Raw genomic sequence first — 17,725 nt, 5'->3', positions numbered from 1 at the left:
TATCCCGAAACAGGCCCAAATCCAGACCCTTCACAATTATTAGGTTGACTTTTTCCACTTATTCCTTGTTTTATTGCTCAAAAAGCTAAATTAGCGGGATAAATTCCAGTTAGCCGACTCAGCCGCTCTAATTCTTAATATGAACTCAGGCTATGCGAATGATCGTCACTCTCCAAACAGCATTTAGTACAGAAAAAAGCCGGCCGTAGGCCAGCTTTTACTTCCGGTAATCATTCGCTTATGATGACGGTTCTTCGTCCTTCAGAGCCTCAAGAATCTGACCCGCCAGCTTCTCGCCAATTGACAGCGTACGGAAATCCTCGATGGAGGCTTCTTTGATTTTCTTCAGCGATCCAAAATGCTTCAGCAGCAGCTTCCGGCGCTTCTCCCCAATGCCCGGAATGGAGTCCAGCTTCGAGGTCACCATAGATTTGCCGCGCTGCTCGCGGTGGAACGTAATCGCAAAACGGTGAACCTCATCCTGAATGCGCTGCAGCAGATAGAATTCCTGGCTGTCCCGCGCAAGCGACACCGGTTCGGCTGAATCACCGACCAGGAGCTGGGCGGTTCTGTGCTTGTCATCCTTGACCAGACCGCAAACCGGAATGTACAGTCCCAGCTCATTCTGCAAAATATCAATGGCCGAGGAGATTTGTCCCTTCCCGCCATCGACTACAATCAGATCGGGCTGCGGCAGATTTTCCTTCAGCACCCGTTCATAACGCCGCCGGATAACCTCGCGCATCGTCTCATAATCATCCGGCCCCTGCACAGTGCGGACCTTGTATTTGCGGTATTCCTTGCGTGCGGGTTTGCCGTCTATGAAGACAACCATCGCGGATACCGGGTTGGCCCCCTGAATGTTCGAGTTGTCAAAAGCCTCGATCCGGCTGAGCGAAGGGAGCCCCAGGCTCTGGCCGAGGCTGCTTGCTGCGCCGGAGGTGCGTTCCTCATCGCGTTCGATGAGCCGGAACTTCTCATCCAGCGCAACCCGGCCGTTCTGGCAGGCCATACCGACCATCTGCTTCTTCAGCCCGCGCTGCGGCACAAGCACCTTGATGCCCAGCCATTCCTGCAGGGCAGCCGCGCCTCCGGCCGCATCAACAGTTCCTTCTGCGGCTGGCTCAGCCACCGAAGCTTCGCCTGCCTCTCCTGCCAGCTCGGCAGCATCCCCTGCCACCGCAGCCAGATCCACAGCTTCACCCGCCTCCCCAGCTAGTTCCGCCGCAGTGCCGTCCGCCTCTTCAGCGCCGCCCACTGCCATTTGCGGCTTGCCTGATTTATCGGTTCCTTCAAGCACCGTATCCGGCAGCAGAATCTCCTGCGGCAGTGCCGGATTGTCGCTATAGTACTGCGTCACGTAAGAGATGAAGTCGCTGTAGGCCTCTCCGTAGAAAGGGAACACAGAGGAGTGCCGCTGGATCATTTTCCCCTGCCGCATGTACAAAATCTGCACACACATCCAGCCCTTGTCCACGGCATAGCCGAACACGTCGCGGTCTCTGGTGTCGGTAGTATTGATCTTCTGCTTCTCCATCAGGGCGTCAATATGCATAATCTGGTCGCGCAGCTCCTTGGCCCGCTCGAAATACAGCTCCTCTGCCGCCTCCTGCATCTTTTGCTGGAGGTCCTTTTTAACCGCCTCATGGCCGCCGCTCAGGAAGGAGGTGATATTGCCGATAATCTCGTCATAGGCAGATTGCGGCACTTCCTTTTCACAGGGCGCAAGACACTGGCCGATATGGTAATAGAGGCAGACCTCCTTCGGCATCACGCCGCATTTGCGCAGCGGATACATCCGGTCCAGCAGCTTTTTGGTCTGCTGGGCCGAATAGCCGCTCGGGTATGGCCCGAAATATTTCGCTTTATCTTTAAGCACCCGGCGGGTAATTTCAAGCCGCGGGTGCGCTTCGTTCGTGATTTTAATATATGGAAACGTCTTGTCGTCCTTCAAAAGCACGTTGTAGCGCGGCATATGCTTCTTGATCAGGTTGCACTCCAGAATGAGCGCTTCCATGTTGCTGGACGTAACGATATATTCAAAATCGGCAATGCTCGCGACAAGCCGCTGGGTTTTACCATTATGACTGCCTGTAAAATAAGAGCGGACCCGGTTCTTCAGCACCTTGGCCTTGCCCACGTAAATAATGGTGCCCTCTTCGTTCTTCATCAGATAACACCCGGGCAGGTCGGGCAGCAGCGCCAGCTTGTTGCGGATATTCTCCATATGATCCATGATTTCTCCCCCACCTACTACACCTTGATAAGCTAAGTTTATAAGAAAAGGTTCAACAGGTTCAACTCCTAAATCCTCCTGCGATCCTCCTGTCCGACGCACAAAGCGCCTCCGGCTAATCCGAAGGCGCTTTGGCGGCGGGGCTGATGCCCCGGGTACGACAACAGCATTTTATTGGTGTTTTGCTACGATATTCTTCAAGGAATCCTTGGAATTCAGTCCCACAACTTTATCAACCGGCTGTCCGTCTTTGAAGAAGATCAGCGTAGGAATGCTCATTACGCCAAAACGGGAAGCTGTTTCCGGATTCTCATCCACATTCAATTTAGCAATTTTCACGCCGTCACCCAGCTCGGTGGACAATTCCTCCAGAATAGGGGCAAGCATTTTGCAAGGGCCGCACCAAGGTGCCCAGAAGTCTACTACTACAGTCCCTTGACCTTCCACTTCGCTGCCGAAGGATTGGTCAGACACGTTCACGATAGCCATGATATTGTTCCTCCTTTAGGTTGTACGAAGCCATATCCGCTTCTATAACAATTAAGCTTAGTGTGGCGAATTCGCTCCGAAATTATATTGGAATAAATTGTTTCATGTAATATGATAACCAGATTATCATTTACCGACACATCCACAGTATAACATATTAATCTTGATAATGGGTGAAGTTTCATAAAATTTAATTGTATAAAATCTAATATTTCGGCAGTACTCTCTTCTTTACAACGTTTCATGGACTTCGTATACTTAAAGAAAGCGCATTAATTGTCAATGACTTCTCTCACACATCTAACTGTAACCCACTATTTGCAGTCATGCAACTGCAAGGAGGAAAAAAAGATGGATGCCAACGCGCAAGCACGGGACCCCAGAGAGCATGTCAATGAGGAGCCCCGCAATGATCTGGGCGATTTATTGACCGGTTTTTTCGGAATGATGGGATTTATGACAGTGGTTTTTTTCGGGATGGTTATTATTAAATTTCTAATGGAGTAAAAATATCTTCCAACACAAAATCCGGCGTTTCCGAAAGGAAGACGCCGGATTTTGCTGTTTCTCAGTCCCGCTAAGCTATCTGCCCGTTCCCCGCTGATTCTCCCCATGCAGAGGAATGACATCCACAAACGGAGCTATCCGGTCCATCAGCCGCTTCCCCTTGTAGACCTCTTCGCCGTCCTTGCTGGTGAAGCTGAGATGCTTCTCCAGACCGTCCAGCGGATAGTTGGAGGTGTAGAAGGTTGGCTTGCGGTTCATGCGGTAGTTGAGGATCGCTCCCAGCACGTGGTCGCGGGCCCACGGATTCAGATTCTCCGCACCGATATCGTCAAAAATCAGCAAATCACAGTTTTTCAGCGTATCGACGGTTTCCTTCAGCTTCTGGGCGTCCATCATGATCGACTTAAGATCCTCAATGAAGTCCGGCATGTACACAATTACGCCGCTGTGTCCGGCTACCGCTAGCTCGTGGAGCAGATAGCACATCAGGAAGGTCTTTCCTGTTCCAAAGCTGCCATGAAGATAGATCCCCCGTGCAGTCAGACCCTCTTCCTTGGCTTCGGCAATATAATCAAATATTTGGTTCACGGCAGACACCCGTCGCGGGTCCTTGCCCATAATATCTATCTCGTCATAACCGCCGTTCAGCACGCGTTCATCCACATAGAAGCTGCGGATGCGCTTGCGGATGCTGTCCTGATTATCTTGAGCAACCTTAAGCTTGCAGGCGGTCTTGCGTTCATACAGATCCACCGTACCGTTCACCGTCTCTACAGTAAGCTTGCTGTAATGCCCCGGGAAGTCATTCGGGCAATTCTCAAGACCCGGACAGCTCGCGCAGTGGCGGCTCTCTTCCACATATTGATACAGACGGCTTAAGTGCAGCTTCAGCCGCGACTCGTCCAGCTCGGGATGCTCCGCCTGAAGCTGCTTCACCAAAGGATGGTTCAGCAGGTTCTGCTCAAGATCGCGGGAACGCTGGCGCAGCGCGGAATTGTTCATCGAACGCAGCACTTCACCCATAGACTCCATAGCCGCACCTCGCTTTCTTTACGGCGTCTTGGATACGCCCTTTTTCTTGCTGGCCTTGATTTCAGCCGCTTTCTTCATTGCCGCCGCGAACTCCTCATCCGATACGGTTCCGGCGCTGCCGTCATCCAGCACAATCGGAATCTCCGGCTTGACGGACCGGCCTCCGCCCTTGGTGTAGGTACGCTGACGGGTCCCGGTCGAACCGGCAGCCCCCGCTGCTGTCCCCTTTCCCTTGACCTTGGTCTGGTCACGGATATAACGCACAGCTTTCTCGTAAGTATTCACCTGCTTCACCAGCATATTGCTGGCGATAGCCTCAACGAAATTACGGTTCATCCGTTGATCTCCGCCCGAAGCCACCATAGTCATCACATAATGGATCAGCACGTTGATAACCTCTCCACTCAGCTTGTAATTGAGGTCAATCTTCTCGAAGGTATCCATCAATTGGGTTGGTACTGAACCAGGAAAGAATGTCTGCAGCAGCCGTGTATAAGGCTCGTTGCGCAGCATCATATTATATTGGTGTATGTCACATTTGGATAAAAATTGCGGAGGAACCTCCACATAATACTCCATCTCGACCGATTGCTCCGGCGGAGCAATCGAATCATCGCCTTCCTCAGCGGATGCCGAGCGCAGGGAGATTACCTTGGCTGCAGCGATTTCCCGCTTCTCCTGTCGCTTCAGATCCTGGCGGAAATGCTGGCTCGCCTTGTACTGCAACGCATCCAGGATCACCTCCCCGTCCGGCGTGAACACCCCGTCCTCATCCAGCAGGCGGGACAGATCCTGGGGACTAAGCTCGTATTTGTGGGCCACGTAATTGATCAGCCCCATCTGGGTATGGTCAAAGCGCAGCTTCTCGACATGAACCCGGTTAACGGACTCGCGCGGGAAACGCAAAATGATGTCGCTATAGCCGATGGCTGGTTCACCGGTTTCACGCATGCCGGGCTGCCGGACCGAAGCAACCTCGGCCAGCGCCTGCTCCAGCTCATAATCTATCACATGCGTATTGAGTTGAAAAATATCGTAAAAGGGCAGGGAAATATTCTCTTTGCCGATGGACCGGCGGCTCCATTCCTCCGGTTCCCGGTTCCAGAACTGCTCGCGCAGCGACAACACGGCGAATTTGCCGATCTTGTCCCGCAGCAGCAGCGTCAAATGCTGGGTTGCAAAAAAATCAGCCGGCGACAGCGGCGGCAGCAGCTCATATTCGTACATATAATCATCGGTTTCCGCGACATAGATACGGCAGGTCTGCAGAAGCCCCACCGCTTCCAGCCGGGAAGCCTGGTCCACCAAATATTTGCGGCCTTTCTCATTCGGCTCTACGCCCAGTGTCATGAACAGCCGGCGCTGCTGCTCCACCGGGGAGTAGCCGATAGCTTCAGCCGGAATATGCTCGAACAGGAGCCGGTACAGGCTGACGGCAAAAGCGCCGACCATCGGCTGATACACCGAGCTCAGCATACGTCCATCCACACTGCTTAGACCGAATTCGCGGGAAACGCAGTACCGATGATGTTCGGTGAAATGATGCAGGTGACTCATGCGCATCTGCGGATTACCTCCCTCTTTTTCTACACGAATCCGTATAGATTTCTATTCTATCACAAAACACCCGGCCGGAAATGTAAAAAAAAGTCCAAATATATCCTATCAAAATGTAGAAAAACGGCCTCGCCAGCCTGTAACAAGGGCAGCAGCCGTTTGTGGGTGTGTATTGCAACGCTTCATTTAGAACATTTTGTAGCCGCCCAGCCGCAGCTTCTGAATCGTCCAGCCGCTGAGCACCGCGCCGGCAAGTCCGGCAATTCCGGTGAGATAGTCCACCACATGAAATGTTGACAGATGCTGCCAGAGAGTCATTGTGCTCTGATCCCAGATGGAATATACGACCACAGGCAGAATCACGATCACGAACAGATAGGCGGGGAACCAGGTGGTCTTCATTAACATGTTAAGAATAAAGCCAATGCCAAACATCATAACAAAGAACAAAACGGCCAGTACAAACACAGGAATAAATCCCATCTTACCGCCATCCCCTCTCTCTATAAAGAACCGCACAGCGAACCTTATGTAATTGTAAGTTTACTAGAAAAAATGTAACGAAGCAATGAACATTATCGTCCTGCAAAAGCCAACTGCTGCAAAATAAAGCGTCAGAGTTTGCTCTTGGCCTCCCGCATGCGCTACAATGCAAATAGATCATTTGGAACTTTACGAGGAGTGAGAACATGAACGAAGCCGCGTTGACGCTGGAAGGCTGGTATGCCCTGCATGACTTCCGCTCTCTGAACTGGACGGCCTGGACGGCCGCCGATGATGAAGAACGCGCCGTTGCCCTGGAAGAGCTGCATGCCTTTATGGAGGAATGGGGACCGGTGGAGGAGGCCAAGGAAGGAAGCTCCACAGTGTATTCCATTGTCGGCCAGAAGGCTGATTTCGTGATGATGTTTCTGCGGGAAAGCCTCGAAGCGCTGAATGCGCTTGAGACTGCCTTCAACAAAATCGCCTTTGCCCAATATACCACCAAGTCCTTCTCTTACGTCAGTATTGTTGAGCTCAGCAACTATGCCGCAGGAGGAAATACCGATGGCAGCGATCCTATGCTGAATCCGCATGTCGCCGCCCGGCTCAAGCCAGTTCTGCCGCAAGCGAAGCATATTTGCTTCTACCCGATGAACAAGAAACGCGAGCTTGCCGACAACTGGTACATGCTGGATATGGAGAAACGCCGCGAGCTGATGCATTCGCACGGGTTAATCGGACGCGGGTATGCCGGAAAAGTGAAACAAATCATCACCGGCTCCGTCGGCTTCGATGATTGGGAATGGGGCGTAACCCTGTTCGCCGAAGATGCGCTGCAGTTCAAGAAGCTCGTATACGAAATGCGTTTTGACGAAGTAAGCGCCCGCTACGGCGAATTTGGCCCATTCTATGTCGGCAATTTGCTGACTCCCGAAACGTTTGAGGAAATGCTGAAGCTGTAAGATTGCCTCAAATAATTGCATAATGTCCAGCTTGCAAAAAGGGTGTGTCTCCTCCACAGAGACACACCCTTTGATTATGAAAAGCCGAAATGACGGAGTAAGTCCACCGTCTTATTCGTCGTCCTCTTCGCTGTCTGCATCCTCATCCCGCAAACTCTCCAGATATTCCGCCGTCGCCCGGTCACGGGCCCGGCTCTTATCCTTCAGGCGTTCAATCGCCGGGAGAATGAGAATGTCGATTTCCTTCTGCACATTGTAAGCGAGGTCGTAGCGGCTCTGATCCTCCAGATAAGACCCCACCTCAATCAAGCCATTATACCTATCCAGCTCTTCACGCGTCAGCAGTCCGCGTACTTGCACGCTGCAGTGGCGCATCTTAGAGGAATCTTCCTTTTTTGAGCACCAGCGGAATGCCGCCGATAATGAACAAATAACGCATGTCCACGACCTTCTTCAGTTGCGCCGCTGTCCAGCCCTTGTATTTCTTATCGCCGACCACGGCGATGCCCTGACCTTTGCCAAGCGAAGCCACAGTCCCCTTGTTGCTGAAGGCGAACTTCTTCGGCTGCTGGCTGCGGATGGCTGCCACAAGATTATGCGCACAGCACTCGCCCTGCTGCATGGCAATTTGCGCTGTCGGCGGATAAGGGCGGCCTTCGGGATTAATCATCAGGGAGCCGTCGCCGATAATAAAGATATTCTCATGTCCCGGCGCACGCAGGTACTCGTCCACCTTCACGCGTCCGCGCATCGCTTCAAAACCAGCGGCTTCGATCAGACGGTTACCGCGGATTCCGCCAGTCCAGACGATGGTCGAGGCTTTAATCTCTTCGCCAGTTGCGAGGATAACACCGCCAGGCAGACATTCCTTGATCGCTACGCCGATCTTGAAGGTTACACCCTTCTTCGTGAGCACAGTCATCGCATGCTCCACCAGCTCCGGGGCAAATCCCGGCAGCGCTGTAGGTGCGGCCTCCACATTGTAGACATTAACCATGCTTGGATCAACATCATATTCTTTGCACAGAGCCGGGATGCGGTCGGCCAGCTCGGCCACAAATTCAATGCCGCTGAAGCCTGCGCCACCCACAACGAAATTGATATGCTCTTGTGCATTATTCTCATTCTTGTATTTGGCAAATTGATATTCAATATGCTCACGGATCAGGCGCACAGAATTTATGCTGCGGATCGTCAGCGCATATTTGTCGAGTCCCGGAATTCCAAACGTTTCCGGCTCGCCGCCAAGGGCGATTACGAGATAGTCATAGGAAAGCGTGCCATCTTCCAGAATGACTTTTTTCTGCTGGGTGCGAATTTCCTGTACGGAAGATTTTACGAGATCAATTTTGAATTCATCAATTAATTTAGAAATAGATACGCGCGAATGCTCAATGCTGTCCGTTCCCGCAGCAGGCATATGAAGATGGGTTGTAAAATAGTGATACTCATGGCGGTTTACGAGTGTCACATCCGCTTCATTATAGTTCAAAGCTTTCTGCAGCCGCTGCGCGGTCAAAATACCTCCATATCCCGCGCCTAGAATAACGATTTTGGGAATACTGCTCATGTTCCGGCTCCTTCCAACAGGTGAATCTGTCTATGTGTTATTTTTTGTCAAAAATTTCAGGTTCTTTTGTGAATTTATACACTTAAATTCAGAAGAATTTCCAATAAAACTTAAAGGATTTCTAAAATAACCATATCCATTGTAAACCTTAGTATCGTTTTAATCAAATATAATCATACAACAAAAAGTCATAACTTTCGGGGCAAATCAAGCCTTTGCAGGTCGGTCCCACAATGTTTATAATGAGGAAGTAAACTAGTATGGCAATTTGAAACTATCAACTCGGAGGTGTAATATTACGTGACACTAGAGCAATCCGTTCCTATGAGCGATCTTCTAATCATAGGCGGGGGCCCAGCCGGTATGTTTGCCGCTTTTTACGGCGGGATGCGCCAGGCATCGGTAACCCTTATTGAAAGTATGCCCCAATTGGGAGGGCAGCTTGCTGCTCTTTATCCTGAAAAATATATTTACGACGTGGCCGGTTTTCCAAAAGTGACCGCTCAAGAGCTGGTAAATAACCTTTCCCGGCAGATGGAAATGTTTCAGTCCGACATCCGGCTGGAAGAGAAGGTCGTCTCGCTTACCAAGCGGGACGAACGCCATTTCATCGTCACCACCGATAAGGCGGAATATCACAGCAGAGCGGTGATCATTACCGCAGGCGTAGGCGCCTTTGAACCGCGCCGTCTGGAGCTTCCGGAAGCAGCGCGTTTTGAGAAAGCGAACCTGCATTATTTTGTAAGTGATTTGAACGCATTCAAAGGCAAAAAGGTGCTGATCAGCGGCGGCGGCGACTCCGCAGTTGACTGGGCGCTAATGCTGGAGCCAATCGCCGAGCAGGTAACTCTGATTCACCGCCGCGATAAATTCCGGGCACATGAGCACAGCGTAGAGAATCTGATGGCCTCCAAGGTAAATGTAATTACCCCTTCGGAGATCACCGAGCTGCATGGCGAAGAGTTCATCACCAAGGTCACCCTATCCAATATCAAAACCAAAGAGACGCAAGAGATTGAAGTAGACAGCGTAATTGTCAATTTTGGTTTCGTGTCCTCCCTTGGGCCGATTGCCGAATGGGGTATTGATATCGAGAGCAACTCGATCGTGGTTGACTCCCGTATGGAGACAAGCATTCCAGGAATCTTCGCTGCCGGGGATATTACAACCTATCCGGGCAAGCTGAAGCTAATCGCCGTTGGATTCGGAGAAGCTCCTACCGCTGTGAATAATGCCAAGGTATACATTGATCCTGAGGCAAAGCTGTCCCCGGGACATAGCAGCAACCTCAAGCTCTAGGCTTTTTTTCACCCATACTTGTGTACAATAAAAGGGTATCCTTTCAGGCTGATTGCACTCAACTTGAAAAGATACCCTATTTTGTGCCGCGTGCGGTTTGAATGATTGTGCTGCTGAAAGGTATGCTCTGAGCTTTAATGAAGAACCGCATGTACTGGAGAGTGTAAGTTCCGTTTGCGAATTTCAGCGAGCAGCAGAGCGATGAAATCATGCTCTAATTGCAGCTCTATTGCTCTATGGTAAGAGTCCAAGAGCATCTCATCCGACAATTCAACCATAACGTTCACCTACCTTTCCTTTATTTGGATCTGAATCTATCATAGCAAACTATCATTTTTCGAACAAGCGTTCTCATTATCCACAGCCAACTGTGGAGATCCTGTGCATAATATGTTAGTAAAGCCTCTGGGGTCATTAACTGCACAGTGGAATATGGGGATAACAGTTATGCACAGGAGCCAGGCCCTATCATTTGCGGCGATATTTTTTTAAAAATGTTCATAATTACGTGGAATTCCTTCCATACATTCCCTTACAATTCACACACACTAATCGCAATTCTATCTCATTACTATATTTATCGTCAATTCTTAAAAATTATTTAATTACTTTGGTCTCGTATTCACTTCTAAAATCCATATTTTTCCCCTATGATCTACAGCGTAATCAAAGCCAAGCTCTCCAACTCCCGGAAAATGCCGCTCCATCACTCCTATGCAGATCAAGGTCAGCCGCCGCATCTCTGCCTTTTTAGCTGACGTACTCACCTTCGGCAATGATTTTCTCAGCCCTTCCCGGCAGCTCAGCATCGTCCCTCCCTTGCACAGGTTGGTGACGAACAGCCCCGGTCTTGCCAGCCTTCCCACCATCGCACGGAATACCCAGTGATCCCCGTTCTTCGCCACTTTGACCCGGTAATCCAGCGGGCGCCCGGAAATCCGGGCCAGAGAAATACCCTGTTGGATTAAATATTTCCGTTTGACCTTGAATCTGTCCAAAGCATGTCTCATGGATGAGAAATCACGAAAAACCCGTGTGCTGTGCATATACGTGAAGCCATACCCGCGCTTATCCCGGAATACTTTGATTACCCCGTAGCCGCCGCCGCCCACAACAGGCTTGATTACTACATTACTGTATCTCCCCAGCATCGTTAATAATCCAGCAGCACTATATTCCATCGTTCTTGGAATGTAACCGGCAACCCGTGGATCACTAAGCAGCGCCTGAGTTTTCAGCCACTTGCTGGCCAGTTGTCTTCCTGCCATCTTTCTCCCTCTCCTTTCTCATTCCCAGCCTACCCTATACATTACTCAGAAAAGGTCACGCCCTCCTGTATGATTGTCCGTGTAAGCGGGAGCGAACGGCAAAAAAGGGCATATGGCAGCAGAGCCTTATGTCCTGGTACATCGTATATGGGAGACACGGGGTTGCCGCAGAATCTGACAAGCCCACTTTACGGCAATCGACAGCAACCGCCAGGGCAAGGACAAGTGCGGATGATGTCGGATTCTCTGAACAGTACTAATATAATCTATGAAAAATCGCGCCGATGGCTTGTGCAGATGGACAGCTTGATCCGCTGATATTCTTTCATATATATATATCAGTAAAATATGGCATCCGGTCAGAGTGTTCCAGTATATAGCTCTTCATGTCTCCCTTTTATATTCCTGCTTCAAAATCGAATACTGGTAGGAGTCATGCCACTTCCCCTTATGCCACATATGCTCCCGCAAATGTCCCTCGTAAGCCATACCAAGCTTCTGCATGACTTTAGCGGAGCCAATATTCTCCGGCCGGCAGGTCGCATATATCCGATGAAGATCCAACTCTTGAAATCCGAAATCAAGCACAGCGGCAGCGGCCTCAGAAGTATATCCCTGTCTCCAAAACAGCGGGTTGAAGCAATAGCCGATCTCCCCTTGCCTCGGTTCGCTAACGTGAATGCCGCATCCGCCAATTAGCTGATGGGTCTGTTTCAAAACGACGGCAAATTCGAAATCCCGCCGGGGACTTTGCCGTTGCATTTGTAAGGTCAGGTTGATATAGCCCCTCGTGTCCTCTACCGAGTTCGGTCCCCAAATCATATATTTCGCCACCAGGGGGTCCGAGGCATATACATGCACAGCTTCCATATCCTCAACGGTAAATTCACGGATGATTAGCCGTTCTGTTGCTATTTGCAAGGTTCTCCCCTCTTTCTTACCCATTCTGCCTTATTATCCTTTCCAATCCTACAGTCACACCGTCATTATCGTTCGTTTCCGTCACCTCGCTGGCGATGGTCTTTAATTCCTGTATAGCGTTCCCCATAGCAAAAGACCAGCCGCAAACGTTGAACAGCCCGATATCATTATGATCATCTCCAAAAACCACTGTTTCCTCTTTGGAAATTCCCAACTTAGCAAGCAGACTCAATACTGCCAATTCTTTGGAAGCCTTGCTCGACATGATCTGTATGAGCTGCCCGTTGTCCGTAACCAGGATATTGAGCTCAGAAGAGAATTTTTTGCGAAGCGCTTCTACATCCATGCTTCCAGTGATCAGAATTTTTGTGGCATCATATGCCTTAAGCTCTTCCAGAGATTTCACAACCGGTGTCCCTTTCACATTCATAACAGTGGTATAATCAACTTCCTTCAGACTGAACCATTCGTCCTGAACTTCAATCCCAAGCTCAAGATCCGGATGATCGCTGATGCAATGCTCAAGTACTGCTGCCGCAATGCTTCTATGGATAGGCTCATGAACGTTAATCCCCAGATGATTGCATACGATCATAGCCCCGTTGTAATACACAAAGGAACCTAACGTTAATAATTCCTTAGACAGAAAAGCGTTCACGGCTCTGGGCGGACGTGCAGTGGCAAAGATAATATGGATTCCTTCTTCATGACAGGCGATAACGCTTTTGTAATTCCGTTCTGAAATCTTTTTATCTGAGTTAAGCAGCGTTCCATCCAAATCCAGCACAACTGCAGCGAACCTCATTGCGAATCCCTCCCCCAGGATAGCTATAGTCTGCAGACAACAATGCTCACATCGGTATCGTTAAACTCTGCGGTAATGATCTCTCTAACCTTTCCCCACTGCAGTTTGTCTAAGCCGCAACCACGTCAACGTCTCGTAAGTAGGCTTTTGCCAATATTTCGGTTTGGTAATCAAGTTGAGCACACGGCCGACCTTATAACATTTTCCTACAACCAGCTCATTCCTGCTTGCTGCATCCTGAAGTGAGGACAGCTTGAATTTTTTCCGGAACTGCACGGCAATCCCCGCCCCCATTTTGGCATCGGCCGAAATACAGTGAGCCAGCATGTACTCTTCCGGCATTGAGAACAAGTCTTTTTTTATTTCTTGCATTTCCATAGATGCTCACTCCATCTTCTGCATTTTTGCTGATTATTTGCTATATTGCCCAAGCTCTTCATCCAGTAGATGCCTATTCTGCGAAAGATAATGGACCAGATTATCAAAAATATTGCGGTCAGGTGTGTTCAAATACAGCCCATCCGCCTCTCTCAGTATCCCATCCAGCACTTCTGCATTCAGTATGTAACGGTCTTGAAAACTACTGATTTCATGAAGGGCAGGGGTCTTTTGCCGCTGAGGACGGTTTGCTTCAAGCTGCTGCTTGATATGCTCCAGTATTCCGGCATCTTCGGCTGCGCCTATATGCTTCAAGGCCTCTATCGTTTCCGCCAAATATCTCCCGGATGAATTCTCAAGAAAACCCAGAATGCCATTCATCGTTAATTCGGTGTCCAAATCTATCAGCAGCAAAATATCCCGCAGAAATCCCGGCGATTCCAGCACAGCCTCTCTAGCAGCCACATTATCTGGCTCATAAATATTACTGCATATCGAATCAACGATCTCTTCAGCAGAGAGGTCTTTGTAGTCACTTGGTAGACATTTTAACAAATTTGCTTTTTGGTTATTCATCGTGTTCCTCCTGATAGAATTCTCCCGCAGCCTTTCTGATCAAAGGTGCGATATTCCTGATATAATCCTCTTCCTCTTCCTCATCAATGTCCAAACAAAGTAATCTCGGGAAAATGCTCATTCCAATATTCTTTAATCGTTATAAGCACCCCGTTTTTCTCCGCCTCAGTCAATCCTGCCAAGCTGAAATCCGCCCCGCACCAGCAGGGATAATTCACGTAAATATGCTGCCAGTGCTCCTTAATCTCAGCATAGAAGTCCATAGCATTGAATTCAAGGATGTTTTTCCAAATTAAGAATTGTTCCATTATATCAAGGCCTTCAAAAACAGGCGCCTCCGGGGTTAGCCCTACATAACCGGTACCATAGTAAACATCAACAACTCGTATGGGGCCGACCAGATGATGATTGAATTCATCCATTTCCTCTGCGGGTATCCACAATTCCCTGTGATGGCTGGCGCCTACTACTTGTTCAGCAAATTGATCTATGTAAGGACTAGAAACATCAAATTCCGTCACAAATCCAACATAACCGGAAAATGGATCCTTGGTGTTCCACTCTCTCGCGATTTGATCCGCATACGGTTTATTCAGCACCGGGTAAAAGATGGGCTGCTCCGGTAATCTTGGCGGAAAGCCGCCGAGCTTCAGATCAAGCATCAGCTTCATTTCCGCAAGACCGACAGGCCGGTATAGAGTTTTCATGGGTTCCTCCTTTTAGCTTCTGATCAAATCCTTCATTATGAGTCCACGGCTACTTTATTCGGGTTAGTTCTACTCACTTGGATTTTCGGAATGTTTGTCCAGTTTTTTCGACAACACCATTTCCTCATCTCTGCTATAGCCATTCTTCTCATAGGTTTGGATAGCAGGATCATTCCTTGATCCGGTCAGTATTTTAACGTTCAGAACACCCCTGGCCCGCAGCTCCGCCTCCAGAAAAGCTACTAATAAAGTTGCGCCCCCGCGTCTTCGCGCTTTCTCTCGCACATACATTTCAGTAATTTCGCCATACCCGTCGCCATAACAAAATGATTTGAAATACTGTGCGCAAGCAAAACCTACCGGGAACCCTCCCCTTACTCCTAATGCAACAAGCTCTGTAGATGAAGCCAAGCTTTCTTTTACCTCATCGGTTCTCATCAGAACTCCGTTGAACTCATAATTCAGATTGGCCAGAGCTTCGGCATCCGCTTCAGTCGCCAATCTTACTTGAATTTCATCATTCACTTTATTCACCTCTTAGGGACTTCAATTCAACCTTGCCCACTTCATATCAGTATATCAGCCTCACTAAATACTGGAAACCAGCAGAAGAAAAAAGGATCCTTCAGGGTATACCTGAAAGATCCTTATCTATCGCCCTATATAATAGGAAAGAATTAGATGCTATTAATAGATGGAATTTCTCCACTTAATAAGCCAAAATCTACTGCCGGAGCAGGAATTAGTGGGATTTTCTCCACTTATCCTGTGAAGCTTTGCTGCATATCGGCTATTCGGGCCAGATTAGATGGACTTTTTCCACCTAACAATAAGCCAACAGTCGATAACCTTAGATTAGTGGGAGAAATTCCACTTAACTCCAGCATCCAAAGTCCCCTCATCAGCCGAAGCTCCTCCAAATACCAGTGTGTGCGGGATAGCGCATCAGCATCTATCGACGTTGCTCCCCCTCACATCAGCAGTGTATAAACATTGATACAATCGTAATTAGCAAGGCTCAGCCGCAGGTTTGCCGGCATCGTCCTTCGTACGGAATGACGATCCACAACCACACGTAGCAGTGGCGTTCGGATTGTTGATGGTGAAGCCGCCGGTCATACCGGACTCCTCGAAGTCGATTTCGAGGCCGCCCAGGTAACGGATATCGTCTTTGCTAACGACTACCTTCATGCCCTGAACTTCCATGTATACGTCCTGATCGCTTTCGTTGTCGTCGAAGCCCATAGCGTAGGAGAAGCCGCTGCAGCCGCCCTCCGTTACTCCAAGGCGAAGGAACATGTTCGGTACCTCCTGCTCAGCCAGCATAGCCTTGAGTTGATCTGCCGCTGTTTCACTGATTGATATCATGGTCTTTTGCCTCCTAAAAAAGAATATTCTGTATCATATGACCATCCGGCCAAAAAGTAATTTTTTTAAAATATAAGAATTATATGTTTCACCCTATAAATTATCCTTATATTTCTCGCTGAAACGGATACTGTCCTTATCAAGGACGGCGTAGCCGTTTCCACTTGTATAAAATTAAGTATACTCCACTATTCACCTGCTCTCAAGTCCAAACTATGCTGGTGCAAAGCATGAATCTCCTGCTTATTCCATCTCTTTTCAGCGGTTGCTCCCCCCTTGTGAGAGGTTTATAATAGGAACAGCGATAAGCGCAAAATTCGGAAAATTGTCACGCGGGTAGCTGTCATCGCAGCATTTTGTAATGGACGGCGGCTCTTTGAGTTTATTCCAGAAATGAGGAAATCATATGTCTACCCTTATAACACCCCACACAGACGCCAGAATGGCGAACATTATTGAGAAGGTTCGCGGCGGCGAACGATTGAATTTGGAAGATGGCGTTTATTTATATGAAAGCAACGATTTGCTGACAATCGGCCAGCTCGCGAACGAGGTCAATCAGCGTAAGAACGGGAATAAGGTATATTTTATCGAAAATATGAGCCTATATTTCACCAATGTTTGCGAATCCCGCTGCGCATTCTGCAATTTCCGCAAGGATGACGGAGAAGAGGGCGCATATACACTTTCCGGTCAGGAAATGGTGCAATATGTCGAGCAGCATATCCATCCCGGGGTACGTGAATTCCATATCGTCGGCGGCCATAATGATAAGGTTCCCTTCCAATACTACGTTGATTCACTAAAAGCCTTGAACGAAGCGTTCCCGCAGGTTACCTTGAAGGCTTACACTGCGGCTGAAATCGACTTTTTCACCCGCATCAGCGGACTAAGCATCCGTGAAGTGCTGGAGGAGCTGCGGGCAGCAGGCCTGCAGACACTTACCGGCGGCGGAGCAGAGATTCTATCTGATCAATACCGCAAAAAAATGCGCGTGGACAAAGCCAATGTCGAAGAGTATCTGGAGGTCCACCGGACAGCGCACAAGCTAGGAATGAAAACACATACCACTATGCTGTACGGCTCTATCGAGTCCCGTGAGGACCGTGTGCGCCATATGCTGCAAATCCGCGATCTGCAGGATGAAACGAACGGCTTCATGGTATTTATCCCGCTGTCGATGCAGCCGAAGAATAAAAATGCCGGAATCATGCGCCGCAACTCTGCATATGAGGATCTCAAGACGATTGCGGTAAGCCGGCTAATGCTGGACAACTTCGACCATATTAAGGCTTACTTCATTAATATTGGCGCACAATTGACCCAGGTTGCCCTCAGCTTCGGAGCCTCCGATGTGCATGGAACGATTCTGAAGGAACGCATCAGCCATGCTGCCGGAGCGTTAACTCCAGAAGGATTGACACGCGAGGAGCTGATCTGGCTCGTGAAGGGCGCAGGACGGATTCCGGTTGAACGGGATACTTTTTATAACGAAATCAAAGTATACGAATAACTGTAAGCCGGAGTCCATCCGGTAACTGCTGCAATGCCATTACCCGTATATTCG

General features: G+C 49.2%; 20 protein-coding genes. 4 read left to right on the top strand and 16 right to left on the bottom strand.

Going from position 1 to position 17,725, the window contains the following annotated elements; genetic code table 11:
* Positions 1–238: 238 nt before the first annotated feature.
* Positions 239–2,236, bottom strand: coding sequence for an excinuclease ABC subunit UvrC (gene uvrC, locus AC0LWN_RS14955; RefSeq protein ID WP_474666564.1), 1,998 nt, complete (start codon positions 2,234–2,236; stop codon positions 239–241).
* Positions 2,237–2,407: 171 nt separating this feature from the next.
* The gene (gene trxA, locus AC0LWN_RS14950; RefSeq protein WP_458966628.1) at positions 2,408–2,725 is read right to left on the bottom strand and encodes a thioredoxin; all 318 of its coding nucleotides are present in this window, start codon (positions 2,723–2,725) and stop codon (positions 2,408–2,410) included.
* A gap of 351 nt (positions 2,726–3,076) precedes the next feature.
* Between trxA and AC0LWN_RS14945 the strand changes: the two genes are divergently transcribed.
* On the top strand, positions 3,077–3,232 hold the full coding sequence (locus tag AC0LWN_RS14945) for a YqzM family protein (RefSeq protein ID WP_474666562.1): 156 nt from the start codon (positions 3,077–3,079) through the stop codon (positions 3,230–3,232).
* Between the two features lie 75 nt (positions 3,233–3,307).
* Here the strand turns inward: AC0LWN_RS14945 and dnaI are convergent, their stop codons facing one another.
* From dnaI to AC0LWN_RS14930, 3 genes are all read right to left on the bottom strand, one after another.
* Entirely contained in the window at positions 3,308–4,264 is a 957-nt protein-coding gene (gene dnaI, locus AC0LWN_RS14940) for a primosomal protein DnaI (protein ID WP_458966626.1), read from the bottom strand.
* Between the two features lie 18 nt (positions 4,265–4,282).
* Complete coding sequence (locus AC0LWN_RS14935; RefSeq protein WP_474666560.1) at positions 4,283–5,827, bottom strand: replication initiation and membrane attachment family protein; 1,545 nt, start codon at positions 5,825–5,827, stop codon at positions 4,283–4,285.
* Positions 5,828–6,007: 180 nt separating this feature from the next.
* On the bottom strand, positions 6,008–6,304 hold the full coding sequence (locus tag AC0LWN_RS14930; protein ID WP_458966624.1) for a YuiB family protein: 297 nt from the start codon (positions 6,302–6,304) through the stop codon (positions 6,008–6,010).
* Between the two features lie 206 nt (positions 6,305–6,510).
* On the opposite strand from AC0LWN_RS14930, the gene hemQ reads away from it, so the two are divergent.
* Positions 6,511–7,266, top strand: coding sequence for a hydrogen peroxide-dependent heme synthase (hemQ, locus tag AC0LWN_RS14925; RefSeq protein ID WP_474666558.1), 756 nt, complete (start codon positions 6,511–6,513; stop codon positions 7,264–7,266).
* Positions 7,267–7,377: 111 nt separating this feature from the next.
* Here hemQ and AC0LWN_RS14920 read toward each other — a convergent pair whose 3' ends face one another.
* Together AC0LWN_RS14920 and AC0LWN_RS14915 are read right to left on the bottom strand one after the other, a co-directional pair.
* A complete protein-coding gene (locus AC0LWN_RS14920; protein ID WP_474666556.1) occupies positions 7,378–7,641 on the bottom strand; it encodes a hypothetical protein in 264 nt (87 codons plus the stop codon).
* A 1-nt stretch (position 7,642) separates the two neighbouring features.
* The gene (locus AC0LWN_RS14915) at positions 7,643–8,836 is read right to left on the bottom strand and encodes an NAD(P)/FAD-dependent oxidoreductase (RefSeq protein ID WP_458966621.1); all 1,194 of its coding nucleotides are present in this window, start codon (positions 8,834–8,836) and stop codon (positions 7,643–7,645) included.
* A 324-nt stretch (positions 8,837–9,160) separates the two neighbouring features.
* Between AC0LWN_RS14915 and AC0LWN_RS14910 the strand changes: the two genes are divergently transcribed.
* A complete protein-coding gene (locus AC0LWN_RS14910; protein WP_474666633.1) occupies positions 9,161–10,135 on the top strand; it encodes an NAD(P)/FAD-dependent oxidoreductase in 975 nt (324 codons plus the stop codon).
* Between the two features lie 134 nt (positions 10,136–10,269).
* Here the strand turns inward: AC0LWN_RS14910 and sda are convergent, their stop codons facing one another.
* The 9 genes from sda to AC0LWN_RS14865 form a co-directional block, all read right to left on the bottom strand.
* Positions 10,270–10,413, bottom strand: coding sequence for a sporulation histidine kinase inhibitor Sda (gene sda / locus AC0LWN_RS14905; protein WP_042217282.1), 144 nt, complete (start codon positions 10,411–10,413; stop codon positions 10,270–10,272).
* 327 nt (positions 10,414–10,740) lie between these two features.
* Positions 10,741–11,403 carry a YheC/YheD family protein gene (locus AC0LWN_RS14900; RefSeq protein ID WP_474666554.1) on the bottom strand — a complete coding sequence of 221 codons (663 nt, stop codon included), beginning with the start codon at positions 11,401–11,403 and terminating at the stop codon, positions 10,741–10,743.
* A 384-nt stretch (positions 11,404–11,787) separates the two neighbouring features.
* Positions 11,788–12,324: a GNAT family N-acetyltransferase gene (locus AC0LWN_RS14895; protein WP_474666552.1), complete on the bottom strand. Its 537-nt coding sequence runs from the start codon at positions 12,322–12,324 to the stop codon at positions 11,788–11,790.
* A 16-nt stretch (positions 12,325–12,340) separates the two neighbouring features.
* Positions 12,341–13,129 (bottom strand): Cof-type HAD-IIB family hydrolase, encoded by a 789-nt coding sequence (locus AC0LWN_RS14890; protein ID WP_474666550.1) that lies wholly within the window; start codon positions 13,127–13,129, stop codon positions 12,341–12,343.
* 84 nt (positions 13,130–13,213) lie between these two features.
* Positions 13,214–13,507, bottom strand: coding sequence for a macro domain-containing protein (locus tag AC0LWN_RS14885; protein WP_474666548.1), 294 nt, complete (start codon positions 13,505–13,507; stop codon positions 13,214–13,216).
* Positions 13,508–13,540: 33 nt separating this feature from the next.
* Entirely contained in the window at positions 13,541–14,083 is a 543-nt protein-coding gene (locus AC0LWN_RS14880; RefSeq protein ID WP_474666546.1) for a DMP19 family protein, read from the bottom strand.
* Positions 14,084–14,166: 83 nt separating this feature from the next.
* On the bottom strand, positions 14,167–14,790 hold the full coding sequence (locus AC0LWN_RS14875) for a hypothetical protein (protein WP_474666544.1): 624 nt from the start codon (positions 14,788–14,790) through the stop codon (positions 14,167–14,169).
* A gap of 69 nt (positions 14,791–14,859) precedes the next feature.
* A complete protein-coding gene (locus AC0LWN_RS14870) occupies positions 14,860–15,315 on the bottom strand; it encodes a GNAT family N-acetyltransferase (RefSeq protein WP_474666542.1) in 456 nt (151 codons plus the stop codon).
* Between the two features lie 483 nt (positions 15,316–15,798).
* The gene (locus tag AC0LWN_RS14865; protein ID WP_474666540.1) at positions 15,799–16,158 is read right to left on the bottom strand and encodes a HesB/IscA family protein; all 360 of its coding nucleotides are present in this window, start codon (positions 16,156–16,158) and stop codon (positions 15,799–15,801) included.
* A gap of 406 nt (positions 16,159–16,564) precedes the next feature.
* Between AC0LWN_RS14865 and mqnE the strand changes: the two genes are divergently transcribed.
* Positions 16,565–17,671 carry an aminofutalosine synthase MqnE gene (gene mqnE, locus AC0LWN_RS14860; protein WP_474666538.1) on the top strand — a complete coding sequence of 369 codons (1,107 nt, stop codon included), beginning with the start codon at positions 16,565–16,567 and terminating at the stop codon, positions 17,669–17,671.
* The last annotated feature ends 54 nt before the right edge of the window (positions 17,672–17,725 follow it).

The organism is Paenibacillus sp. sgz302115 (assembly GCF_056120445.1).
The sequence above is the reverse complement of the archived record's forward strand: the minus strand, read 5'-3'. Positions and strand labels throughout refer to the sequence as shown.